23 protein-coding genes are annotated in these 24,238 nt (G+C 61.8%); 17 read left to right on the forward strand and 6 right to left on the reverse strand.

Translation table 11 applies throughout. The annotated features are described in order from the left end of the window. Positions 1-91 precede the first annotated feature (91 nt). The 13 genes from C6W91_RS05645 (at position 92) to C6W91_RS05705 (ending at position 12,195) form a co-directional block, all read left to right on the forward strand. Positions 92-286 (forward strand): hypothetical protein, encoded by a 195-nt coding sequence (locus tag C6W91_RS05645; protein ID WP_065272693.1) that lies wholly within the window; start codon positions 92-94, stop codon positions 284-286. Between the two features lie 140 nt (positions 287-426). Continuing rightward, the gene (locus C6W91_RS05650) at positions 427-561 is read left to right on the forward strand and encodes a hypothetical protein (RefSeq protein WP_257784236.1); all 135 of its coding nucleotides are present in this window, start codon (positions 427-429) and stop codon (positions 559-561) included. Positions 562-671: 110 nt separating this feature from the next. Next, a complete protein-coding gene (gene cpaB, locus C6W91_RS05655; RefSeq protein WP_065272692.1) occupies positions 672-1,532 on the forward strand; it encodes a Flp pilus assembly protein CpaB in 861 nt (286 codons plus the stop codon). Positions 1,533-1,770: 238 nt separating this feature from the next. Next, on the forward strand, positions 1,771-3,177 hold the full coding sequence (locus C6W91_RS05660; protein ID WP_274831298.1) for a type II and III secretion system protein family protein: 1,407 nt from the start codon (positions 1,771-1,773) through the stop codon (positions 3,175-3,177). Between the two features lie 20 nt (positions 3,178-3,197). After that, positions 3,198-3,827, forward strand: coding sequence for an OmpA family protein (locus tag C6W91_RS05665; protein ID WP_274831299.1), 630 nt, complete (start codon positions 3,198-3,200; stop codon positions 3,825-3,827). Between the two features lie 147 nt (positions 3,828-3,974). Next, positions 3,975-5,213, forward strand: coding sequence for an AAA family ATPase (locus C6W91_RS05670; RefSeq protein WP_274831300.1), 1,239 nt, complete (start codon positions 3,975-3,977; stop codon positions 5,211-5,213). Between the two features lie 26 nt (positions 5,214-5,239). Next, on the forward strand, positions 5,240-6,700 hold the full coding sequence (locus tag C6W91_RS05675) for a CpaF family protein (protein WP_274831301.1): 1,461 nt from the start codon (positions 5,240-5,242) through the stop codon (positions 6,698-6,700). Next, positions 6,700-7,668 carry a type II secretion system F family protein gene (locus C6W91_RS05680; protein WP_065272688.1) on the forward strand — a complete coding sequence of 323 codons (969 nt, stop codon included), beginning with the start codon at positions 6,700-6,702 and terminating at the stop codon, positions 7,666-7,668. Before C6W91_RS05675 ends, C6W91_RS05680 begins: the two co-directional genes overlap by 1 nt. A 10-nt stretch (positions 7,669-7,678) precedes the next feature. Continuing rightward, positions 7,679-8,659, forward strand: a complete 981-nt coding sequence (locus C6W91_RS05685; protein ID WP_065272687.1) for a type II secretion system F family protein — start codon at positions 7,679-7,681, stop codon at positions 8,657-8,659. Between the two features lie 2 nt (positions 8,660-8,661). Next, positions 8,662-9,276 (forward strand): tetratricopeptide repeat protein, encoded by a 615-nt coding sequence (locus C6W91_RS05690; protein WP_370570522.1) that lies wholly within the window; start codon positions 8,662-8,664, stop codon positions 9,274-9,276. A 41-nt stretch (positions 9,277-9,317) separates the two neighbouring features. After that, positions 9,318-10,169, forward strand: a complete 852-nt coding sequence (locus C6W91_RS05695; RefSeq protein WP_370570523.1) for a tetratricopeptide repeat protein — start codon at positions 9,318-9,320, stop codon at positions 10,167-10,169. Between the two features lie 3 nt (positions 10,170-10,172). Beyond that, on the forward strand, positions 10,173-10,694 hold the full coding sequence (locus C6W91_RS05700; protein ID WP_370570524.1) for a prepilin peptidase: 522 nt from the start codon (positions 10,173-10,175) through the stop codon (positions 10,692-10,694). A 193-nt stretch (positions 10,695-10,887) separates the two neighbouring features. Beyond that, on the forward strand, positions 10,888-12,195 hold the full coding sequence (locus C6W91_RS05705) for an ATP-binding protein (protein ID WP_065272685.1): 1,308 nt from the start codon (positions 10,888-10,890) through the stop codon (positions 12,193-12,195). A gap of 57 nt (positions 12,196-12,252) precedes the next feature. On the opposite strand, the gene C6W91_RS05710 is transcribed toward C6W91_RS05705, so the two are convergent. Further along, a complete protein-coding gene (locus C6W91_RS05710) occupies positions 12,253-13,773 on the reverse strand; it encodes an MFS transporter (RefSeq protein WP_370570525.1) in 1,521 nt (506 codons plus the stop codon). 131 nt (positions 13,774-13,904) lie between these two features. On the opposite strand from C6W91_RS05710, the gene C6W91_RS05715 reads away from it, so the two are divergent. The 4 genes from C6W91_RS05715 (at position 13,905) to C6W91_RS05730 (ending at position 18,177) form a co-directional block, all read left to right on the forward strand. Next, positions 13,905-14,561, forward strand: coding sequence for a MarR family winged helix-turn-helix transcriptional regulator (locus tag C6W91_RS05715; RefSeq protein WP_274867036.1), 657 nt, complete (start codon positions 13,905-13,907; stop codon positions 14,559-14,561). 34 nt (positions 14,562-14,595) lie between these two features. Next, positions 14,596-17,022: a ligase-associated DNA damage response DEXH box helicase gene (locus C6W91_RS05720; protein WP_370570526.1), complete on the forward strand. Its 2,427-nt coding sequence runs from the start codon at positions 14,596-14,598 to the stop codon at positions 17,020-17,022. Between the two features lie 26 nt (positions 17,023-17,048). Then, positions 17,049-17,705: a ligase-associated DNA damage response endonuclease PdeM gene (gene pdeM, locus C6W91_RS05725; RefSeq protein ID WP_370570541.1), complete on the forward strand. Its 657-nt coding sequence runs from the start codon at positions 17,049-17,051 to the stop codon at positions 17,703-17,705. A gap of 61 nt (positions 17,706-17,766) precedes the next feature. Continuing rightward, complete coding sequence (locus C6W91_RS05730) at positions 17,767-18,177, forward strand: PaaI family thioesterase (RefSeq protein ID WP_274831308.1); 411 nt, start codon at positions 17,767-17,769, stop codon at positions 18,175-18,177. Between the two features lie 90 nt (positions 18,178-18,267). On the opposite strand, the gene folD is transcribed toward C6W91_RS05730, so the two are convergent. The 5 genes from folD to ftsH form a co-directional block, all read right to left on the reverse strand. Further along, positions 18,268-19,170: a bifunctional methylenetetrahydrofolate dehydrogenase/methenyltetrahydrofolate cyclohydrolase FolD gene (gene folD, locus C6W91_RS05735; protein ID WP_274827737.1), complete on the reverse strand. Its 903-nt coding sequence runs from the start codon at positions 19,168-19,170 to the stop codon at positions 18,268-18,270. 46 nt (positions 19,171-19,216) lie between these two features. Further along, positions 19,217-19,522: a chorismate mutase gene (locus C6W91_RS05740; protein WP_274834509.1), complete on the reverse strand. Its 306-nt coding sequence runs from the start codon at positions 19,520-19,522 to the stop codon at positions 19,217-19,219. Between the two features lie 63 nt (positions 19,523-19,585). Next, a complete protein-coding gene (locus C6W91_RS05745) occupies positions 19,586-21,262 on the reverse strand; it encodes a formate--tetrahydrofolate ligase (RefSeq protein ID WP_065273725.1) in 1,677 nt (558 codons plus the stop codon). Positions 21,263-21,449: 187 nt separating this feature from the next. After that, the gene (locus C6W91_RS05750) at positions 21,450-22,025 is read right to left on the reverse strand and encodes a sulfurase (RefSeq protein WP_065272679.1); all 576 of its coding nucleotides are present in this window, start codon (positions 22,023-22,025) and stop codon (positions 21,450-21,452) included. Between the two features lie 292 nt (positions 22,026-22,317). Beyond that, positions 22,318-24,231 carry an ATP-dependent zinc metalloprotease FtsH gene (ftsH, locus tag C6W91_RS05755; RefSeq protein ID WP_065272678.1) on the reverse strand — a complete coding sequence of 638 codons (1,914 nt, stop codon included), beginning with the start codon at positions 24,229-24,231 and terminating at the stop codon, positions 22,318-22,320. Positions 24,232-24,238 lie beyond the last annotated feature (7 nt).

The following is a 24,238-nucleotide window of genomic DNA, read 5'->3' on the forward strand; positions in this document are numbered from 1 at the left end:
AGCCGGACAGGGTCGGTGAGAGAGAGAGACAGACCCACACAACGGACGGCGGGATAGTGCAAATTCAGTGATCCTTTGGAGGGACATAACCATGATCAAGTTCATCAAAAACTTCCGTAAAGACGACTCTGGCGCCGTGACCGTTGACTGGGTTGTTCTGACCGCAGCCGTTGCCGCCCTGGCAGGCGCTGTCTACACCGCAATCGAAACCGGCGCAGGCAACCTGACCACCTCGACCGGCTCCTACATCGCAGGCAAGACCCCGACCGACTCGACCGGCGGCTAATAGCCTCACCTAGGCAAGACTATCGGGGCCGCGTCTTTCACGTCAAAGGCGTGGCCCTTTTCCTTTCCCGGAATTCCCGTTTTAAAAGGTAGCCCGACATGAAAAAGATCTGGTCTTTCCTAGCCAGGGATGAGGGCGCAGTGACTGTTGACTGGGTCGTTCTGGCCGCTGCTATCGTGGGGCTTGCCGTATTGATCTCTTCTGCCATGCAGGATGGGGCGATGGGGCTGGCCAATGCGATGCTCGCTTACATGTCTAACTGGTCGTTCGGCTGAAGCCAGCCACACAACAGACTGTTTGCATGACAGGACGGCAGCGTCCTGATCGATCCATGCACCGGTGTCGCATGCCGCGGAACCGGTTAACGTGAATGAGAGGTACCACAATGCGTGCGGTTTTCGGACTCGTGCTGATTGTCGGTGTCGCCCTGGCCGGTGGCGCCGTTATGATGGCGAAGAACTACATCTCGGCCTATCAGAACGAACTGGCCCGCGAGCGGGCAAACCGGGCCGAAGTCGTCCCGGTCACAGATGTATACGTTGCAGACAAGGCGCTGAAATATGGCGAACGGCTGTCCGAGGATGCCGTCCGCAAGGTACGCTGGCCGGAAAATGCCGTTCCGGAAGGTGCATTTACCAGCCTTGAGGCGCTGTTTCCTCCCGAACGCGCCGATGAGCCGCGCGTCGTTCTGCGCACCATGGAAAAGGGCGAACCGCTGCTTGCGGTCAAGGTCACCGCGCCGGGCGAAGATGCAGGTATTACCTCGCGCCTCGCCCGCGGCATGCGTGCCTTTGCCATCAAGGTTGATGTGGCATCCGGTGTGTCCGGCTTCCTGCGCCCCAGTGACCGCGTCGATGTCTACTGGACCGGCACCGTGCGGGGCACCAATTCCAATGTCCAAGGGGAAGTCACCCGGCTGATCGAAACCAACGTCGAGTTGATCGCCGTCGATCAGAGCGCAGGCGGAGACATCAGCGGCGCCGTGATCGCCCGCACCGTCACCGTTGCCGCCCGGCCCGAGCAGGTCGCCGCCCTCGCCCAGGCCCAAAGCACCGGCAAACTGTCCCTCGCCCTTGTTGGCGCTCAGGACGATACCGTGGCTGCGCTTGTCGAAGTGGACCAGCGCAAACTGCTGGGGCTCAGCGCGGTGGAAGCACCGGTTATCGCCAAGGAAGAGCGGGTTTGCACAATCCGCACCCGCCGCGGAGCCGAGGTGGTCGAGATCCCGATCCCCTGCTCCGACTGAAGCAAAAACCGGCGCCATATGCCGAAAAATAAAATAGTCCCAAAACCTTGGACCACGCGCCAGTTGCCCAGAATGGGTCGCTGGCGCGCTTTTTTGTTGCCCCGACCCCACACAGCCGCGCCGCCACAACAGCCCGTTTTCCTTTGATTCTTGCAATAAATCGGGAACTGCCGCACAGTGACCTGAAATATCGGGCAAAAAGACCCGGAGTTGAGGCGTGATCGGAAAGGCAGGTCACATGGCATTTCGTAGGTTTGTAGCGGCAGCCCTGACCGGGCTATCGTTGGTGTGTATGGCCGTCCCGGACGGGGCTTTGGCCAATGGATTGCGCGTGGTGAAGAAAGGGACTTCGGCATCGCTGAATGTGCCTATGAACCGCGCCGTCGTGGTCGAAAGCGACGAACCCTTTGCCGAACTCAGCATCGCCAATCCCAGCATCGCCGACATCTCTTCTCTTTCCGATCGCACGATCTATGTGCTTGGCAAATCGCCCGGCTTGACCACTCTGACGCTGCTGGATGCCTCGGGGCGACTGATCACCAATGTGGATGTGCGCGTCGCCGCCGATGTGACCGAGTTCAAGGAACGTCTGCGGCAGATCCTGCCCGGCGAGAAGATCGAAGTGCGCACTGCCAATGACGGCATTGTGCTCTCCGGCACCGCCTCCAGCTCGGCCCGCCTGCAGCGGGCGCTGGATCTTGCCGAACGCTATGCGCCTGACCGTGTCAGCAACCTGATGTCCGTCGGCGGCGTACAGCAGGTCATGCTGAAAGTCCGCTTTGCCGAAATGCAGCGTTCCGTTTCCAAATCTCTCAGCTCTTCGCTGGGAATCAGCGGCGGCAGCAGCTTTGGCGTCAACGGTGGCACCAACACCTTGAACAACCAGCCCGGCCTGACCAATTCGCTGACCGGCAACATTCCCGCCGCCAATAGCAATACCGGCGCCGTCTTGTTTGGCTTTAACGCCGGATCGGTTCAGGTCGGACTGCTGTTGGAGGCACTTGAACAGAAGGGTGTCGTGCGCACGCTGGCCGAACCCAACCTTTCCGCCCTCTCTGGGCAAGAGGCAAAATTCCTGGCAGGCGGTGAATACCCCGTCCCGGTCGCGCAGGAAGATGGGCTGATCACCGTCGAATTCAAACCCTTCGGGATCGAGCTGAACTTCATTCCCCGCGTGGTGGATGAGGATATCGTGAATCTGGAACTGAAAGCCGCCGTATCGGCCATCGACCCGACCAATTCGCTGGAACTGAACGGGCTGTCGATCAACGCGTTTTCACGCCGCGAAACCTCGACCACGGTCGAAATGCGTGATGGCGAAAGCTTTGCCATCGCCGGGCTGATCAAGGATGAATTCCTTGATAATTCATCGCAATTGCCCTGGCTTGGGGATGTACCGGTGCTGGGCGCCCTGTTCCGCAGCGCCGATTACCAACGCGCCCAGACCGAACTGGTCATCATCGTCAGCGCCCATCTGGTCACCCCGACCCGTGGCGAGGCCTTGACGCTTCCGACCGACCGCATCAAGCCGCCGAGCGAAGCGGACCTGTTCCTGTTCGGCCGCACCGCACGCAGCAGCTCCGGCCCCGCCAGTGAAGTGGCGAAACAGGACTTCAACGGCTCTTATGGCTATGTAATGGACTGACCACAGGAAAGATGGGGCCGATGATCAAGAAATCCGCTGTTCTGGCACTGCTTCTTGCCACTTCCGCCTGCGCAACGCGGGAAGCGGGCAAACCGCTGTCAGGTGACCTGTTTGGCCAATCCAATGCCAATAATACTGCCGTGATGAGCGGCGAGCGCGATTTCGCAATCCAGCTCGCGGGCCGGTTCGCCGAGGAAGTTCCGACCACCATCAACTTCGAATTCGACAGCGCCCAGCTTGACGGTGCCGCCCGCGCGACGCTGGACCAGCAGGCACACTGGATCAAACAGTTCCCCGAGGTCCGCTTCCGCGTTTACGGCCATACCGATGCCGTCGGTAGCAACAGCTATAACAAACGCCTTGGTCGGCGCCGCGCACAGGCCGCCGTTAACTACCTGGTTTCACGCGGGATTAGCCGGGCCCGGCTGGAGGCAATGGTATCCTATGGCGAGACCCAGCCGCTCATCGTCACGCAGGACCGTGAACGGCGCAACCGCCGCACCGTGACCGAGGTCAGCGGCTTCCTGAAACGACATCCCACGGTGCTGGATGGCAAGTATGCGCAGATCATCTACCGCGAGTATGTTGCCAGTGCCGTTCCCGCCTCGACGCTGACGGCTGAGCAATCGCTGCAGAGCAATCTGGAATAAAATTCCGACTCAAAACCCCTTAACTTTTCCCTACAATTGGGGCTTTTTCGTCCAATTGTGGTCAAGATCTTAACGGACATTCTCTACAAGAGGTGAGGTGCGCCCCGCTCCGGGGCCCGGCTTCTTTTGACTATGAGGATGTTGGCGATGAGCAGCGGACTGCCGCAAACTGATACACCTGCAATTGTTGCCTGTACGATCAGTCGCGATGTTCAGAATTTCGACCTCTTGATCGAAGACATGGAGGCAGCTCTGGGTGAAGCCTGGGGCGATCTCGGGTTTTCCGAGGCGCTGGCGTTCTTCGCCCAGCCCGAGGCAGAAACCCTGCAATTCGTTGCCATGGCGATGGATGCCCAGGACGAGGATGATCTGACCCTGATGGGGGAAATCATCGCACAGGCCCATGCCAAGGAGATCAAGGTCATCCTCATCGCCGAAGACGTGACCCCGGCAGCGCTGCATTCGCTGCTGCGCCAGGGCGCCGATGAGTTCATCCCCTACCCCTTGCCAGAACAGGAGTTGCAGGCGGCCATCGACCGGCTCAACGCCGAGGACAAGCCGCCGGAACCCGACACCAATCCGCACCAGCTGAAAAGCGGCAGTCGACGCGAAGGGGCCTTGATCGCCTGCCACGGCCTGGCCGGTGGCACCGGATCGACCACGCTGGCGGTGAACCTCGCCTGGGAGCTGGCCGAGCTCAGCAAGAGCAAGGAACCACGCGTCTGCCTGTTGGATTTCGACATGCAATATGGCGCGGTCTCGACCTATCTGGACCTGCCCCGCCGCGAAGTCGTGATGGAAATGCTGAGCGAAACCGAAAGCCTGGACGAAGAGGTGTTTGGACAAGCGCTGCTCCCCTTCCAGGATAAGCTTCAGGTGCTGACCGCCCCGTCGGACATGATTCCGCTGGAAATCATCACCCCTGAGGACGTGGAACGGGTGATCGAAATGGCGCGCAGCCATTTTGATTTCGTGGTGGTAGATCTGCCACATACGCTGGTGCAATGGTCCGAAACCATCCTGCACATGGCGCATGTCTATTTCGCGATGATCGAGCTTGATATGCGCTCGGCCCAGAACACCCTGCGGCTGAAACGGGCGCTGCAATCCGAAGGCTTGCCGTTTGACAAGCTGCGCTTTGCGCTGAACCGGGCGCCGAAATTCACCGACCTCAGCGGCAAAAGTCGCGTCAAACGCATGGCAGACAGTCTCGGGATCTCGATTGAACTCTTGCTACCGGACGGCGGCAAACCTGTACTGCAAAGCTGCGACCACGGTCTGCCGCTGGCGCTGTCCAATCCAAAAAATCCACTGCGTAAGGAAATCGCGAAGCTCGCGCAATCCCTGCACGAGCTGGGCCAGGCGGAAGCCGACGCAGCCGCTTAGGCTGCGGCAAAACCGGGGGATAGAAGTTGTTTTCGAAATACAAAAAACCAGCCGCCAAGAAACGTCCGGCACCGGTTCAGGCATCGGCTGCGCCGGTTGCAGCTGCCCCGGCCGCCGCCGACGCCGCGCCCAAACCGTCGGCTTCTCTGCGCCGCCCCATGACGCGTGCCAAAGCCGAAGCGCCACAAGCGGACCGGGACCGCAAGCGCAAGGAACGGCTGGGTGAAATCAAGGTGCAGCTGCACCGTGAACTTCTGGAAAACCTGAACCTCGCAGCCCTTGAGAAGGCCAGCGAAAAAGAATTGCGCACCGAAATCTCGCAGATCTCGGGCGAAATTCTTGAAGAAAAGGGCATTGCACTCAACCGCGAAGACCGCATGACGCTCAATAAGGAGCTTTATGACGAGGTCACCGGACTGGGGCCGCTTGAGACTCTGCTTCAAGATGAAACCGTCAGCGATATCCTGGTCAACGGGCCACAGCAGATCTTTGTCGAACGGGAGGGCAAGCTGCAGCTGTCGGACGTGACCTTCAAAGATGAAAAGCACCTGATGCGGATCATCGACAAGATCGTCTCGGCGGTGGGGCGGCGGGTCGATGAATCCAACCCTTACGTGGACGCCCGGCTTGCCGATGGCTCCCGTTTCAACGCCATGGTGCCGCCGGTTGCCGTCGATGGATCGCTGGTGTCGATCCGAAAATTCAAGAAAGACAAGCTCGGCATCGACGATCTGGTGAACTTCGGCGCCTTCACCGAAGAGATGGCTGCCTATCTGCAAGCCGCCGTGTCGACCCGGCTGAACGTGATCGTCTCGGGCGGTACCGGTTCGGGCAAGACCACCACGCTCAACGCGCTGTCCAGCTTTATCGACGATTCGGAACGCATCCTCACCATTGAGGATACCGCCGAACTCCAGCTGCAGCAGACCCACGTGGGCCGCATGGAGAGCCGCCCGCCAAACGTCGAAGGCAAAGGCGAAGTTTCCCCGCGCGACTGTTTGAAAAACGCCCTCCGGATGCGCCCGGACCGGATTATAGTCGGCGAAACACGCGGCGAAGAGGTCATCGACATGCTGCAGGCGATGAACACCGGCCACGACGGATCGATGACCACGATCCACGCCAACTCGGCCCGCGACGGGATTTCGCGGCTTGAGAACATGATCGCCATGGCCGGGATTGAAATGCCGATCAAGGCGGTGCGCAGCCAGATCGCCAGCGCGGTGAACGTGATCGTTCAGGCCTCACGCCTGCAGGATGGTTCGCGCCGGATGACCTCGATCACCGAAATCACCGGCATGGAAGGCGATGTGATTTCAATGCAGGAGATCTTCCGCTTTCAACGCGTCGGGCTGACCCCGGAAAACAAGATCATCGGCCATTTCACCGGCACCGGCGTACGCAGCCACTATTCTGAACGCTTCCGCCTATGGGGCTATGACCTGCCGCCGTCGATCTATGAGCCCACGCGGATGGAGGTGATCTGATGCAAATCCCTATCGAACCGCTGATCTATGGACTGATTTTTGTCGGCGTCATCGTGCTGGTTGAAGGCATCTATCTGGTCGTCTTTGGCAAGTCCATCCGGCTCAACAGCCGGGTCAGCCGTCGTCTGGAAATGATGGAGAAGGGCAATACCCGCGAACAGGTACTGGAACAGCTGCGTAAAGAGCTGAAACAGCACGGCAAATCGCAAACCATCCCACTTTATTCTTTGCTGGCGGAACGGGCTCAGAAGGCAGCGATCGCCTTTACCCCCAAGCAGTTGATCATGATCATGGGCGGGGTTGCCATCATCGCCTTTATCGGGCTCAGCGTGGGCACCGCTGCACCGTTCCCCGTGCGCATTTTGGGCTCCATCGTGATCGGCGTCGGCGGCGTCTTCTTCTGGGTCAACAAGAAGGCCACCAAACGTATGGCGATGATCGAGGAACAGCTGCCGGACGCGGTCGAACTGATGGTGCGTTCGCTGCGGGTCGGCCATCCTTTCACCTCGGCCATTCAGATCGTCTCGAACGAAATCGAAGACCCGCTTGCCTCAGAGTTCGGCATGATTGCCGATGAAGCCGCCTATGGCCGCGACGTGGGTGAATCGCTGAAAGAAATGGCCGAACGGCTGGACATGCAAGACATGCGTTTCTTGGCAGTCGCCGTCACCATCCAGCAGCAATCGGGCGGCAACCTGGCCGAGGTTCTAGCCGGGCTGGCCAAAGTGATCCGCGCCCGCTTCCGCCTGTTCCGCAAGGTGAAGGCGATCACCGCCGAAGCGCAATGGTCGGGCAAGTTCCTCTCGGCCTTCCCGCTTCTGGCACTGGGGGGCATCCTTCTAAAGGATCCGAACTATTACGACAATGTTCTGGATCACCCGTGGTTCATACCTGCCTGTTTCCTTGTCGGGATCATGCTGACCGTGAACCTGTTCGTGATGAAAATGCTGACCAATATCGAGGTCTGAGGAGCGCGCAATGTCCATTCTGTCCGACATCAACGGCTTTCTGACCGATCAGTTCGGCGCCTTCGGTCCGCTGCTGGCGCTGGGTCTTCTGGGTCTGTTCATGATCCTGCTGGCGATCCCGCTGATCCTCAATCAGCCTGAGGATCCGCTGAAGAAGCTGCAAAAGAACATGGCGCCGGAAACGCAGGCAAAACCGCAAAAAGAACGCCTGCGCCAGGCCAACCGCAACGAACAGCTGCAGAAATTCGCCTCCTTCCTGGAGCCGCAGAACGCCGAGGAACTTTCGGCGATGGAGCTGAAGCTGCGTCAGGCCGGCTATGCCTCAAAGGACTCAGTGCGCCTGTTCCATTTTGCCCAGTTTGCCCTGGGTCTTCTGGGGCTTGGCGCGGGGCTGTTCTATGTCTTCGTGCTGAAGGCCGGCACTGAATTTGACAGCCAGCAGTTGGCACTGCGCATCATCGGCCCCGGCGGCGCGGGCTATATGCTGCCCAAATACTGGGTCACCCGCCGTATCGAAGAGCGCAAGAAACAGATCACCCAAGGCTTTCCCGATGCGCTCGACATGATGCTGGTCTGCGTGGAGGCAGGTCAGTCGCTGGACCAGTCCATCGTGCGCGTCGCCAAGGAACTGCACGCCTCTTACCCGGCGTTGGCCGAGGAGTTCGAAGTGGTGGCCTATGAGATGAAAGCGGGCAAGGAACGGGAAAAGGTGCTGCGCGACATGGGCACCCGCTGCGGGGTTCAGGATGTTTCCTCCTTCACCACCGTGATGATCCAGTCGCAGGCCTTCGGCACCTCGATCGCCGATGCACTGCGGGTCTATGCCGACGAAATGCGGGACAAACGCGTGATGCGCGCCGAAGAGGCTGCAAACAAGTTGCCAGTGAAAATGACTCTTGCCACAATGGGCCTCACGGTGCCGCCACTGCTGATCATTCTGGTCGGACCATCGGTGCAGGGCATCCTGAATATGGGCAACATGGGTAACTGATCATGGCCAATTCGCGGAGGGCAGTGCCCCACCGCCCATACGTTTCTGAAACCGCCATCCGTGCCGCCGCGCTGATGGCGGTGTTTGCTGTTGGGGCCTGCGATACGCAGATTATGCATCAGGATCCCGCCAGCCCCTGGGCACCCGGCGTGGATACCCGCAAACAGGCCGAGGACGGGCTGGTGGTCGGCCACCGGCTGATGGATGCCGGAGAGTACGAGCTGGCCCTTGACGCCTTTACCCGCGCCGGGCTGGAGCACGGGCTGACCGCCGAGGTGCTGTCCAGCATGGGATCGGCCAATCTGGGACTTGGCCGTCTGGGTCAGGCAGAAACCCTGCTGCGCCGCGCAACAAAGGCCGCGCCGGACTGGCCCGAGGCCCTGAACAACCTTGGCGTCGTGCTGATGGAGCGTGGGAAAACCCCGGAAGCCACGCAGATTCTACGCCGTGCCTATGCGCTGGATAATGGCGAAAGTGACGCAATTCGCGATAATTTGCGCCGGGCTCTCGAAAATCTTGAAAAATCTGCGCATAGTGATCCGCAAAACGAAAGTCGAAACGACTACACTTTGATGCGGCAAGGCGGCGGCAGCTACCGGATTGGCAAGGTGCCCTGACCCCAAGACCGCAAAGGCAGAGCAGCAAAAGGACGCATAAAATGCGCCAGTCAATTCTTGTGACACCATGCCTGATCGGCGCACTGGCCCTGTCGGCCTGCGTGAAACCCGATGGCAAGGAAACCGTCGAACGGGCGTTTCAGGACGTGAACGTCGTCGATGAACACAACCTCAACGATGTGATGCTGACCGTGGCGGACCCGAATGAGGCGGTGAGCTACTTCCAGAAATCCCTGAAATCCGCTCCGGACCGGATCGATTTCCAGCGCGGGCTGGCCACTTCGATGATCCGCGCCAAACGCAATACCGAGGCCGCAAGCGCCTGGAAAAAAGTCGCTGCCCACCCCGAGGCGACCGTGGAAGACAAGGTCTCGCTGGCAGACGCCCTGATCCGCACCGGCGACTGGAAAGGCGCAAAGGCCGCGCTGGATTCAGTGCCACCAACCTATGAAACCTATCGCCGTTATCGGCTTGAGGCGATGGTGGCGGATGCCAACAAGGAATGGAAACGCGCCGACAGTTTCTATGAAATCGCAACCGGCCTCACCACGCAGCCTGCCAAGGTGATGAACAACTGGGGTTACTCAAAACTCTCGCGCGGCAGCTATGCCCAGGCCGAGCGCCTGTTCAGCGACGCCATCCGTCAGGATCCCTCGCTGTTCACCGCCAAGAACAACCTGGTTCTGGCCCGCGGTGCCCAGCGCAATTACACCCTGCCGGTGATCCCGCTAGATCAGACAGAGCGCGCCCAACTGCTGCACACGTTGGCGCTGTCGGCGGTGAAGCAGGGCGACGTCAAGACAGGTGAAAACCTGCTGCGCGAAGCCATCTCCACCCATCCCCAGCATTTTGAGGCCGCAGCCCGTTCGCTGGCAGCCCTCGAAAACGGCTGATCCATGGTCCATCTGGCCATCCCGGCCCAGGCCGCGCTGTGGTTCCTGCCCTTCGTGCTGCCGCTGTGCTATGCGGCAGCGCTGACGGATCTGCGCGGCATGCGCATTCCCAACTGGATCAATGACACGCTGGGTGCAGTCTATGTGGTGGTTGGGCTTTTCGTGATGCCGTCCTGGGCCGATTATGGCTGGCAGCTGCTGCATCTTCCCGTCGGGATCGGCCTTGGCTTTCTGTTCTATTCTGCCGGCATGATCGGCGCCGGGGATGCCAAATTCGCCGGGGCTGCCGCGCCGCTGGTGGCGCTGGGTGATCTGCCTGCCGTGATGATGATCTTTTCCGCCAATCTCCTTGCGGGCTTTGTCACCCATAGGCTGGTGAAATACACGCCCCTGCGCAGGCTCGCCCCCGATTGGCGCAGCTGGAACGTCGGCAGCAAGTTTCCCATGGGCCTATGCCTTGGCGGCACATTGGCCATCTACCTGATCCTTGGCGCCCTGTTTGGCAGCCTGCCTGCAGCCGCCTGATACCAAAGCCGAGACCTCCTGTCGGTCACTAAAATCCAGCTCAAATTGCAACGCCTTTCCCGGAAATGCACCAGCATTGCCGTTGTCTTGCCACAGTGGTGAATAGACTGTGAGGTCAGCAACGCAGCTCTTGTCCCCTGCCCCGCCAGGCAGAGGCGTAGCAGGGGCACAGGATGAACAGACAGGCCGTGACATGAACATGCAGACCAGCGCCGTGGTGGCGCCGCCCGCGCCCAAGGGGCTTGCCCAGATGCAGCTGCCCATCGTGATGATGCGCGATATCCTTCTAAAAACCATGTTCCGCAAGAACGCGGATATGGTCAGCGATATCGCCGCCGCGCTGTGCCTGCCGATCCCGGTGACGCAGGAACTGGTCGACATGGCACGCGAACAGAAACTGCTGGAGGCGACCGGCACGCTCAACGCCAACAGCGGTAATGAAATGGGCTATCAGCTGACCGATGCGGGGCGCGCGCGCGCGCTCGATGCGCTCAGCCAGTCCGAATACTACGGCGCCATGCCTGTGCCGCTGGATGTCTACCGCGAACAGGTCGAACGCCAGTCGATCCGCAACATCATGGTCACCCGGCAGCAACTAACCGATGCGATGGGGCACCTAATCCTGCCCGACAGCCTGCTGGACCACCTCGGCCCTGCCGTCAGCGCTGGCCGGTCGATCCTGATGTATGGCCCACCCGGCAACGGGAAATCCTCGATCTCGAACGGGATCCGCGATGCCCTGGGCGATTGTGTCTACGTGCCGCGCGCCATCGAATACGCCGGTCAGGTTATCACTGTCTATGACCCCATCGTGCACACCGCGGCCCCCGAAGAAGCCGAAGACCCCAATGCCCTGCGCCGCCCGCGCCGGTTCGACACGCGCTATGTGAAATGCGAACGGCCCACCGTGGTCACAGGCGGCGAATTGTCCCTGTCGATGCTGGATCTGGTCTACAACCCGACCGCGCGCACCTACCAGGCGCCGCTGCAGCTGAAATCCACCGGCGGCATCTTCATCGTCGACGACCTTGGCCGTCAGGCAGAACCGCCGCAGGCTCTGGTCAACCGCTGGATCGTGCCGCTGGAAGAGGGGCGTGACATCCTGGCGCTGCAATCGGGGGAAAAGTTCGAAGTGCCCTTCGACACGCTGGTAATCTTCTCGACCAACTTCCACCCGAACGAGATTTTCGACCAGGCCGCACTGCGCCGGATCTTCTTCAAGATCAAGATCGACGGCCCGGATCAGGAAAACTTCCTCAAGATCTTTGCCCTCGTGGCGCGCAAGAAGGGGATGCGTCTGGACGAGGCCACATTAGTGCATCTCCTGAAGACGAAATATCCCACCATCGACAACGTATACGCCAACTACCAGCCGGTGTTCCTGATCGACCAGATGATGGCGATCTGCGATTTCGAAGGCATCCCCTACGAGATGAGCCCCGATCTGATCGACCGGGCCTGGGCGAACATGTTTGTCGAGGACGAGGAGATCGTGAAGTAAGACGCGGCAAACAGCGCCCCCAGGCTAGGGAACTCGGCGCATTTCTTTTGGCGTTGCCTAGTCCGCTTCTGCCGTCCGGCTCATGCTGCGATCCTCCAGCGGGATTTCCGCCAGGAACAGCGACATCAGGCAGGCAAGGCAAGCCAGCACCGTAGCTGCCCAGAACACCGGGTGCAGCGCATCGGCGATACCCGTCACTACCGCCTCGCGCAGGCCCGGTTCCATCGCCATGATGGCATCCTTGCTGAGGCTGCGCGGGTTCATACCGCCAAGGGCACCGCCCAGTTCCCGCGTCAGCCCCGCAGCAAACACCGCGCCAAAGACCGCCGTGCCGACCGAGCCGCCGATCATCCGGAACATATTGGCGCTAGCGGTGCCGACACCGACCATGGTCAGCGGTACCGCGTTCTGGATCGAGGTCACGCCAACCGCCATCACCGGCCCGATCCCCAGCCCGGTCAGCACCATCGACACCGCGATCCACCATTCGGGTGTGCTGGTGCCCATCTGCGCAAGGGAGGCCATCGCCCCGGCCAGGATCAGCGTGGATACGGTCGGCATCCACCGATACCGCCCGGTCCGCACCATGATCCGCCCCGAAATGGACGAACCAAGGATGATCCCGAGCATCATCGGGAAGGTGAACATGCCCGACAGCGCCGGCGACATACCCCGCACCACCTGCATAAAAAAGGGCACAAACACGATGGTACCGAACATCGCCGAACCGACGATCAGCCCAACTGCGTTGGACACCAGGAAATTGTTGATCCGGAACAGGCGCAGCGGCAGGATCGGCTCCTTGGCGCGGCTTTCGCTCATCACAAAGACGGCCAGCGCCGCCAGTGTCGCGATCAGCAGCCCCTGCATCTCTACGCTGCTCCAGGGAAGGGTAGAGCCGCCAAGGCTCGCTGAGATCACCGCCAGTGAAAGCAGCAGCGACAGGCTCAACCCGCCGGCATAGTCAATCGACGGTCGCCGCCCGGTCGGCACCGTGGCCAGCGAACGGGCCAACACCACAAAAGCCGCCAGCCCCAGCGGCAGGTTCAGCAGGAACAGCCACTCCCACGCGAAATGCTGCACGATAAAGCCACCCGCCAGCGGGCCGACCACGGTCGAGGCAGCAAAGACGCTGCCCAGCATCCCCTGATAGCGGCCCCGCTCGCGGGCGGGGACAGCATCGGCGACAGTGGCCATAGAGACGACGATCAGCCCGCCGCCGCCAACGCCCTGCACAAACCGACCCGCCACCAGCACCCAGAGGTTCGGCGCCAGCGCACAGATAAGTGAGCCAACAAGAAACACCACGATGCCGCCCTGCATCACCGGCTTGCGCCCGAACAGGTCGCCCAGCTTGCCACAGACCGGCGCCCCGACGGTCGCCGCCATCAGATAGGCGGTAATGACCCAGGTGATCTGCGACAATCCGCCCAGCTCGCTCAGAATCGTAGGCAGCGCCGTCGTCACCACCGTCTGACCCAGCGAGGCAATGAACAAAACAGAGGCCACCGCGCCGATCATCAGCTTCAGCTCTCTGTCGTCCAGGGCTCCGGGGGTGCTTGGGATCGGTCCGCTCACGTGATAATCCTTGCTCTGGCTTGATTTGAAAGGGGGCCGCTCCGCAGTTGCATTGCGTTCGGCCCTGAAACAGGTCATCTGATAATAGCACATGTATGACGACGTCATTTACATGTCAACAGCATGTAATTTTGTCAGCCCCCCGGGCCGACGACCTCCTGGAGGATGGAACCATAGCCGGGCGCAACACCGAACTGACGAATTTCCTGGAACAGGCCGGGATTGACAGCCGCACCAGCACGGCTGCGCTGGAGATTGACGACGTGCTGCAACAGTGGCGGCGCCGGGTGAACAAGCGCGAGCTTGGCTCGGCGGCGCTGGCGGCCTTTGGGCTGGCCGAGGAGGTCGATCTGGCCCAGCTTGACGTGATGATGGCGATCTGGGCCCCGGCGAGCACCTTTGGCAGCGACGATGCCGAGGAAGAGGTCATGGTCTCCACCGTTGCCGCGCGCCTGCGCATCGACCCGTCGCGGGCCTCACGGCTGACCAGCGACCTGATCGCCCGAGGGCTGGCCCGGCGCACCGTCAGCCAGCGCGACGCCCGCCGCACTCTGGTCGAGCTGACGGAACGGGGCACCGCCATCATCGAAGCCGTGCGCCAGTTCAAGTTCCTTGTTCTTGGCGAATTCCTGTCGGGCTGGAGCGAAAAGGAACTCGCCCTATTTGTCCCCCTGTTCGAACGGTTCGTCACCTGGACCGAAGAAGCCGGAGATATCGGCAACAACCGTTTCCCGGACGAGATCAACGCCATCAGCGCACGGCTGGCGCAGGTCCCCGGCGCCTCCTGACGCCCTGCCCGCCGCCGCCCCAAACGGAACCTTTATGGATAGCACCGCCGCCTTGCCGCCCCGGATCCTGGACTGGTTCAGCGCCCGGGGCTGGTCCATCCATCCGCATCAGCAGGACATGCTGGACCGTGCCACCGATCCCGCCACGCTGCTGATCGCCCCCACCGGCGGCGGCAAGACGATGGCCGGTTTCCTACCGACGCTGGCCGAGCTGGCGGACGGCAGCCACGAAGGTCTGCACACGCTCTATGTCTCACCACTCAAGGCGCTGGCGGCGGATATCAAACGCAACCTGCGCACGCCGGTCGAGGAAATGGGACTGCCGATCCGGATTGACGACCGCACCGGCGACACCCCGCAATCACGCCGCAAACGCCAGCGCGCCGACCCGCCGCATATCCTGCTGACCACCCCCGAAAGCCTGGCGCTGATGGTCTCTTACGAGGATGCCGCCCGCACCTTTGGCGGGCTGCGGCGCATCGTCATCGACGAAATCCACGCTCTCGCCGAAAGCAAACGCGGCGATCAGCTGATGCTGGCACTGGCGCGGCTACAAAGCCTTTGCCCAGATCTGCGCCGGGTGGGGCTCTCGGCCACGGTGGATGATCCCGCCGCCATCGCCCGCTATCTGGCGCGCCATCCGGACCCCTGCGATATCGTGCTGGCTGATCCCGGCCCCGCCCCCGATATCGCCATGTTGCACACGGCCGAGGCACCGCCCTGGGCCGGGGGCGGCGCGGCCTATGCGATCCCCGCCGTGCTGGAGCAGATCCGCGCCCATCAGACCACGCTGATCTTTCACAACACCCGGGCGCAGGCGGAAATCTTCTTTCACAATCTGTGGCTTGCCAATGAGGATGCGCTGCCCATCGCCATTCATCACGGCTCGCTTGACCGGGCGCAGCGCGAGCGGGTCGAGGCCGCGATGGTCGCCGGAGAGCTGCGCGCCGTGGTCTGTACCGGCTCGCTGGATCTGGGCATCCACTGGGGCAACGTGGATCTGGTGATCCAGATCGGCGCCCCAAAGAACGTCAAACGGCTGGTGCAGCGCATCGGGCGCGCCAACCACCGCTACAACGCCCCGTCCAAAGCGCTTCTGGTGCCCGCCAACCGGTTTGAAGTGATCGAATGCCACGCCGCCCTGGAGGCGGTGCAGGCAGGCAGGCTTGATGGCGATCCACGCCCACCGGGACCGCGCGACGTGCTGTGCCAGCATATCCTGATCACCGCCTGCGCGGGGCCGTTTGATGCCGATGCGCTCTATGCCGAGGTCATCAGCACAGGCGCCTATGCTGCCCTCAGCCGCGCGGAATTCGATGCCTGTCTCGATTTCTGCGCCACCGGCGGTTACGCCTTGCGCGCCTATGACCAATGGCAGCGCCTACTGCAGCGCCCGGACGGCCTGTGGCAGCTGCGCGATCCGCGCGCGGCGGCCCGCATCCGCATGAATATCGGTACCATTCAGGACGCCGACCTTCTGAAGGTGCGCATGAAACACAGCCGCGGCGGCAAGCCGCTGGGCGAGATCGAAGAGGCCTTTGCTGCCACATTGACCCCCGGCGATACCTTCCTGATCGGTGGCCAGATCGTGCGCTATGAAACCTTGCGCGAAATGACGGTGGAAGTCAGCCGCGACAGGGGCCGCAAACCCAAGATCGCCGTTTTCTCGGGCACCAAATTCGCCACCTCTACCCAGCTAAGCCAGGGCATTCTTGACCTTCTGGCTCGCGGTGACTGGCCCGATCTGCCCGCCCACACCGCTGACTGGCTTGACCTGCAGCGCCAGGTGTCCGAATTGCCGCGCGCCGGGCAGATGCTGATCGAAAGCTTTCCGCATCAGGGCCGGGAACATACCTGTCTCTATGGCTTTGCCGGGCGCAACGCGCAGCAGACGCTGGGGCTGCTGGTGACCAAACGGATGGAGGAGCTGGGCCTTGATCCGCTGGGCTTTGTCGCCACAGATTACGCCACGCTGATCTGGGGCCTTGCGGAGCTGACCGACCCCGCGCCCTTGCTGGAGCCCGACGCCCTGCGCGACGGGCTGGAGCGCTGGCTGGCGGAAAACGCGGTGATGAAACGCGCCTTTCGCGGCGCGGCCACCATCGCCGGGCTGATCGAACGCAACAGCCCCGGCGCCCGCAAATCCGGACGGCAGGCGACGTTTTCGTCCGATATCCTTTATGACACGCTGCGCAAATACGATCCCGATCACCTGCTGCTGGATATCACCCGCGACGAAGCGCTGAGCGGGCTGGTAGATTTTGCCCGTGTCGAGGAAATGGCCGACCGCATCCGCGGCCGCGTGACCCTGCGGCGGCTGAAACGGATCAGCCCGCTGGCCGCGCCCCTACTATTGGAAATGGGGAAGGTGCCAGTTCAGGGCGCTGGGGCACAGAAACTTCTGGAGCGCGAAGCCGAAGAACTGATGCGCACCTCGGGCCTCGCGGAGCTGGATCCATGAACGATCCGGCAGGATTTCAGGGCGCCTTGGTCGGCTATGATTTCACACTGGCAGGCGCACGGCTCACCGCGCTTGGCAGCGGCGCGCTCTGGTGGGCAGAGCAGCGACTGCTTTGTGTCTCGGATCTGCATATGGGCAAATCCGAACGTCACCTGCGGCGCGGCGGCGCTCCCCTGCCTCCGTATGAGACCCGCGATACACTGGCGCGGCTGGCGGCGCTGATCCGGCAGCTGCAGCCCGAGACAGTGCTGTGCCTTGGCGACAGTTTCGACGATCTGGCCGCCGCCCAGGCGCTGCCTCCAGAGGACGTTCAGGACCTGCGCAGCCTGATCGCCGCACAGGACTGGATCTGGGTAGAGGGCAACCACGATCCGGGTCCTGCGGGATTTGGCGGTCGCTCCTGCACCGAGATGCGCATTGGCCCGCTCACCTTTCGCCACATCGCAGAGGGAGATGCCGAAGCAGGAGAGATCTCAGGCCATTACCACCCCAAGGCGCGGCTGCGCCGGGGCAGTGCCCGCCCCGCCTTTCTGCTGGATCGCACCCGGCTGATCCTGCCCGCCTTTGGCACCTATACCGGTGGGCTGCGCAGCAGTGATCCGGCCCTTGCGGGACTGATGGCGCCAGAAGCGATTGCGATCCTGACAGGACCAAAACCCCTGCCCTGCCCAATGCCTCGCTAGGTTGGCCCCGCTAACGCAACGTCTTGTTCCCACCGGTCCCTGCAGGCCGTATGATCGCGGCATGAGCACAGATCGCATATCAGACAGTTTCGCCCGCCAAAGCATGATGCAAACCCTTGGCGCCACGCTGGATTCCGTAGCGCCGGGCAAGGTGGTGGTCTCCGCCCCCATCCTGCCCAGCAGCCTGCAACAGCATGGCGTCGCCCACGCGGCGTTGACCTTTGCCATCGGCGATACCGCAGCAGGATACGCGGCGCTGTCCCTGATGCCCGAGGATCAGGAAGTGATGACCGCAGAGATCAAGATCAACCTGCTGGCGCCCGGCGCTGGGGATCGCCTGCGGGCCACCGGCACCGTGGTGAAACCCGGGCGACGGCTGGTCGTGGCCACCTGCGAAGTCCATGCCATCACCGGTGAGGAAGAAAAGCTGGTGGCGATCCTGCAAGGCACCATGGTGCCGGTCGCCAAGTAAAATCCTGCCCCACCAGAGACCAAACAGCAAAACACCCGCCGAAACAGTCCGGCGGGCGCAGCTGACAAAAGCGTCAGAGTATCAAAGCAATCAGGCGGTCAGACCTTCCGGCTCTGCCAGACCGTTGGCCCGGCAGCAGGCGGTGACCGTGTTGGCCAACAAGCAGGCGATGGTCATCGGACCGACACCGCCAGGCACCGGGGTGATGGCACCGGCGCGGGCCGCGGCGCTTTCGAAATGCACGTCACCCACAAGGCGGGTCTTGCCTTCGCCCTTTTCCGGGGCGTCGATGCGGTTGATACCAACGTCGATCACAGTGGCGCCTTCCTTGATCCAGTCGCCCGGCACCATTTCCGGGCGCCCGACGGCGGCCACCACGATATCGGCGCGGCGCACCACATCGGGCAGATCCTTGGTGCGGCTGTGCGCGATGGTCACGGTGCAGCTGTCACCCAGCAGCAGCTGCGCCATCGGTTTGCCCACGATATTGGAGCGGCCAATCACCACCGCGTCCATGCCCGACAGGCTGCCGTGATAATCACGCAGCATCATCAGACAGCCCAGCGGCGTGCAGGGCACCATGGATTTCTGGCCGGTGCCCAGAAGGCCGACGTTGGAGATATGGAAGCCGTCCACGTCCTTGGCCGGGTCGATGGCGTTGATCACCAGATCCTCGTCCAGATGGCCGGGCAACGGCAGCTGCACCAGAATACCATGCACGGCAGGATCATTGTTCAGCTGGTCGATCAGCGCCAGCAGGTCGGCCTCAGAGGTATCCGCCTCCAGCTTGTGCTCGTAGGAGTTCATGCCGACCTCAACGGTCTGCTTGCCCTTGGAGCGGACATAGACCTGGCTCGCCGGATCCTCGCCCACCAGCACAACCGCCAGACCGGGGGTGATACCGTGCTCTTCCTTCAGGCGCGCCACATGTTCGCCGACCTGACCGCGGACCTTGGCCGCAAAGGCCTTGCCGTCAATGATATTTGCTGCCATCGCTTCGTTCCTTCTTAGGGCTGCAAGACCGGATGCGGCCTCGCGCTCATGTCTCGGGGATCTCTCGCGCCTCGCGCGAAATCGACCAATCCACCATATCGCGCCAGATACCTTCGACCAGAGCAGGATCGAGCCCCTCGGCCTCGGCGGTGCGGCAGGCGTTGACCACAACCTCCTCAACACGGGCCGGGATCCGTGCGGGCCAGCCATTCACCTGCTTCAGCTCTACCGCCCGGTCAATATAATCCGCCCGCGCCCGCAGCATCCTGACCAGTGCCACATCGAGCGTATCAATCGCGGCGCGCAACTCTCCCATATCGGCGCAGTCCTGCGGTGGTTTCGGATTGGTCATCGTCACAAAAACTCCTACGGCCCGGGAATAGGTCCCCGGGCCGCAGATTGCGCAATTTGCGCCTTAGAACAAGCCTTCGATCTGCCCTTCGGCATTCAGATGGATGTTTTCCGCCGCAGGGGTGCGGGGCAGGCCCGGCATGGTCATGATCTCACCGCAGACAACCACGACAAACCCGGCGCCCGCAGAGAGGCGGACCTCACGTACCGGGACCGAGTGGCCGGTGGGCGCGCCGCGCAGGTTGGGATCGGTCGAGAAGCTGTACTGGGTCTTCGCCATGCAGACCGGCAGATTGCCATAACCCTGATCTTCCCAGAGTTTCAGCTGATCGCGGATCTTTTTGTCGGCCAGCACTTCGTCGGCGCGGTAGATGCCCTTGGCGATGCGCTCGATCTTCTCAAAAAGGGTCAGCTCATCGTTGTAGAGCGGTGCGAACTGGCTGACGCCGCTGTCGGCGATTTCCGCGACGCGGCGGGCCAGATCGGCAGAACCTTCCGAACCCAGCTCCCAGTGACGCGACAGGATCGCTTCGGAGCCCTGGGTTTCCACGTAGTCCTTGACCGCCTGGATTTCCGCATCGGTGTCGGTGACGAAGTGGTTGATCGCGACGACAACCGGCACACCAAAGGATTTCAGGTTGCCGATGTGACGGCCGAGGTTGGCGCAGCCTTCCATCACCGCTTCGACGTTTTCGGCGCCAAGATCTGCCTTGGCCACGCCGCCGTTCATCTTCATCGCGCGCACAGTGGCCACCAGCACAACGCAGTCGGGTGCGATACCAGCCTTGCGGCACTTGATGTTCATGAACTTCTCGGCGCCAAGGTCCGCACCAAATCCCGCTTCGGTCACCACGTAATCAGCAACTTTCATGGCGGTCTTTGTCGCGATGACAGAGTTACAGCCGTGCGCGATGTTCGCGAAGGGACCGCCGTGGACAAAGGCCGGGTTGTTTTCCAGCGTCTGCACCAGGTTCGGCTGCATTGCGTCCTTCAGCAGCACCGCCATGGCGCCTTCTGCCTTGATATCACGGCAATAAACCGGGCTGCGGTCGCGGCGGTAGGCCACGATCATGTCGCCCAGACGCTTTTCCAGATCCTGCAGGTCGTTGGCCAGGCACAGGATCGCCATCACTTCGGAGGCCACGGTGATGTCGAAACCACCTTCGCGCGGGAACCCGTTGGCAACACCGCCGAGCGACACGTTGATCTGGCGCAGGGCGCGGTCGTTCATGTCGACAACGCGGCGCCACTGGACGCGGCGGATGTCGATTTCCTGCTCGTTGCCCCAGTAGATGTGGTTGTCGATCATCGCGCTCAGCAGCGAGTGTGCCGAGGTGATCGCGTGGAAGTCACCGGTGAAGTGGAGGTTCATGTCCTCCATCGGCACGACCTGCGCGTAGCCACCACCAGCGGCGCCGCCCTTCATACCGAAGTTCGGGCCAAGCGAGGCTTCGCGGATACAGACCATGGCGTTCTTGCCGATCTTGTTCAGACCATCGCCCAGCCCCACGGTGGTGGTGGTCTTGCCTTCGCCCGCCGGGGTCGGGTTGATCGCGGTCACCAGGATCAGCTTGCCATCGGGTTTGTCCTGCACCGAGTTGATGAAGGACTGGCTCACCTTGGCCTTGTCGTGGCCGTAGGGCAGCAGATCGTCATGCGACATGCCCAGCTTGCTGCCGATGTCCTGAATGGGGAGCTTCTTCGCTTCGCGCGCGATTTCGATGTCACTCTTGTAGCTCATGGCCTGGTTCCTGACCTGTTTCTGTCCGTTGACCGGCTCGCGGGCCGGAGTTGACCAAGACTTAGCCAGACTGCGGCAAATGGCGCGCGTGATTTCCGACATTATCGTGTCTTGAAGCGGCGTAGGGCGAATTCGATCGGAACTTCGGGTGTCCGAAAGGAACGCATTGTTCCTTTCGGGCGCGGCTTCAGGGCGCCCAGGCGCGCTGATCCGGCACAAAAACCGTCAGAGCATCCCCGATTGAGAGCCGCCCCGGACGTTCTACCCAGGCGGTGATTCCCCGTCGGTTTTTCGCCGCAGGTTTGAATTTCGCGCCGTAACCGCCATGATCCTTTTCGATCTCGCGCCCCGGCAGCACGCAGGGGCGGTTCTCCATATCCACGGTCAGGGTGGTGCCATCCGGCCCCTGCAGCCGGGAACTAGGCGGGATGAAGGTGAAATCGGGAATACCGCGCAGCACCAGGCTGGCACCCAGCCAGGCCGGGTCGATCTGCTCCAGCCCCATATCCGCGGCAATCAGGGCCAGTTCTTCCTCAGAGAGAATGGTCAGTTGGCGCACGTTGCGGATTTCGGTGCCGGTGGGATAGAGGTTCTTCACCCGCACGCAGGAGGGACGCAAACTGCCCTCGTGACGCTCCCCCGCAATGCCGTCAAAGCCGAGGTCCAGCGTCTGCTGTGGAATCGCTGCAAGCCCCTCTCCTGCCGGAACCTGTCCCATCCAGACAATCTCTCCGGTGAATTCGGTTTCGCGCAAGACTGGCATGTGAGGACTCCCCTGTACTTCATCCGCTTTGCACTACCGCTTTCGCAGGGCACAGCGCTTTTGCCGAACCATACACGCTAAGCCCCGAACCGCCAGAGAGAACCATGGGCTTCATCGAGGTAGGCGGTCGGATCGCAACGCGATCCGATCCGAGCGCTGGGGCGCCGGGCAGCACGGCTGTCCGGCGCCCCAGCGCCACCCCCAACCCAACCGGCCCAGTCCAAACAAATGCCCACTGCTGCAAAGTAAAAGACCCGGTCAAAGACCGGGCCTTCTAAATTCAGGAAGCGCCTCAGGAGGACGGTTCCGGCTCCATGCCGCCCTCGGGCGGGGTTTTCTTCGGCTTGGCCTTGGGCACTGCGGTGACCGAGGCACTACCCTGATCGGTGTCGTCGCCTTCGTCCTCGCCTGAATGCGGCGGCTCGCCACCCATGACGCGCTTGATCTCATCGCCGGTCAGGGTTTCGTACTCGAGCAGACCCTGCGCCAGACGTTCCCATTCGTCGTGATGATCGGTCAGGATCTTGAAGGCGCGGTCATAGCCCATCTGGATGAACTCGCGTACCTCTTCCTCGATCAGTTCCTTGGTATGGGCGGAAACCGAGAAGCCGGTGGTGTTGCCACTGTAACCTTCGTGCGCCTCGGCATAATCGATATTGCCGACCTTTTCCGACATACCCCAGCGCATCACCATGGCGCGGGCCAGCTGGCTGGCCTGCTGGATATCGCCGGCCGGGCCGTTCGAGACGTGGCCTTCACCGTATTTGATGATTTCGGCGGCCTTACCGGCCATGGTCATCGCCAGCTTCTGCTCGCACTCGTCCTTGTGCCAGTTGAGCCGGTCCATCTCGGGCAGGCTCACTACCATGCCCAGGGCACCGCCGCGCGGAATGATCGTCGCCTTATAGACCGGATCACACTCGGGCAGCTTCAGGCCGACAACAGCGTGGCCCGCCTCGTGATAGGCGGTCTTTTCCTTCTGATCCGCCGTCAGCACCATCGAGCGACGCTCGGCGCCCATCATCACCTTGTCCTTGGCGTTCTCAAAGTCCTCCATGGTGACAAAGCGGCGGCCGACGCGAGCAGCCATCAGCGCAGCCTCGTTCACGAGGTTCGCCAGATCCGCACCGGAGAAGCCCGGGGTGCCGCGCGCAATGATGCGCATATCCACATCGGGGCCCAGCGAGGTCTTGCGTGCGTGCACGCCGAGGATCTTTTCGCGGCCCTTGATGTCGGGGTTACCGACGGTGACGTTACGGTCAAAGCGGCCCGGACGCAGCAGCGCGGGGTCAAGAACGTCCTTACGGTTGGTCGCCGCCAAGATGATCACGCCTTCGTTGGCTTCAAAACCGTCCATCTCGACCAGCAGTTGGTTCAGCGTCTGTTCGCGCTCGTCGTTACCGCCGCCATAGCCGGCGCCACGATGGCGGCCCACGGCGTCAATTTCGTCGATGAACACGATGCAAGGCGCGTTCTTTTTCGCCTGTTCGAACATGTCGCGCACACGGGATGCACCGACACCGACGAACATTTCAACAAAGTCCGAACCGGAGATGGTGAAGAAGGGCACGCCTGCCTCGCCCGCAATCGCGCGGGCCAGCAGCGTCTTACCAGTACCCGGAGGGCCCACCAGCAGCGCACCCTTGGGGATCTTGCCACCAAGACGCGAGAATTTCTGCGGGTTGCGCAGGAATTCCACGATCTCTTCCAGCTCTTCCTTGGCTTCATCGATACCGGCAACATCGTCAAAGGTGACGCGGCCGTGTTTCTCGGTCAGCATCTTCGCCTTGGACTTGCCAAAGCCCATGGCGCCGCCTTTGCCTCCGCCCTGCATCCGGTTCATGAAATAGACCCAGACACCGATCAGCAGCAGGAAGGGCAGCAATGTGATCAGAAACGACTGGAAACCCGACTGTTGCTGTTTTTCAGCCCGCACCGGGATGTTGTTCTCGATCAGCATCGAGGTGACTTCCGCGTCCCCCGGCTTGATGGTGACATAGCTCTGGCCATCGGATGTGGTGAAACGAACCTGCTCCCCGTCAAGGGTGACGGTGCTGACCTGTCCGCCTTCGACGGCGGCAACAAAGTCGGAATAGGTGCGCTCACGGCTCTGCATGGTGCTGCCCGACCCGCTGAACAAATTGAACAGCGCGAGGATCAGCAGAAACAGAACGACCCAGAAGGCGATATTGCGTGCATTACCCAAGGAAAAT

Origin of the sequence: Phaeobacter sp. SYSU ZJ3003, assembly GCF_041300735.1 — a bacterium.
GTDB lineage: Bacteria > Pseudomonadota > Alphaproteobacteria > Rhodobacterales > Rhodobacteraceae > Phycobacter > Phycobacter gallaeciensis_A.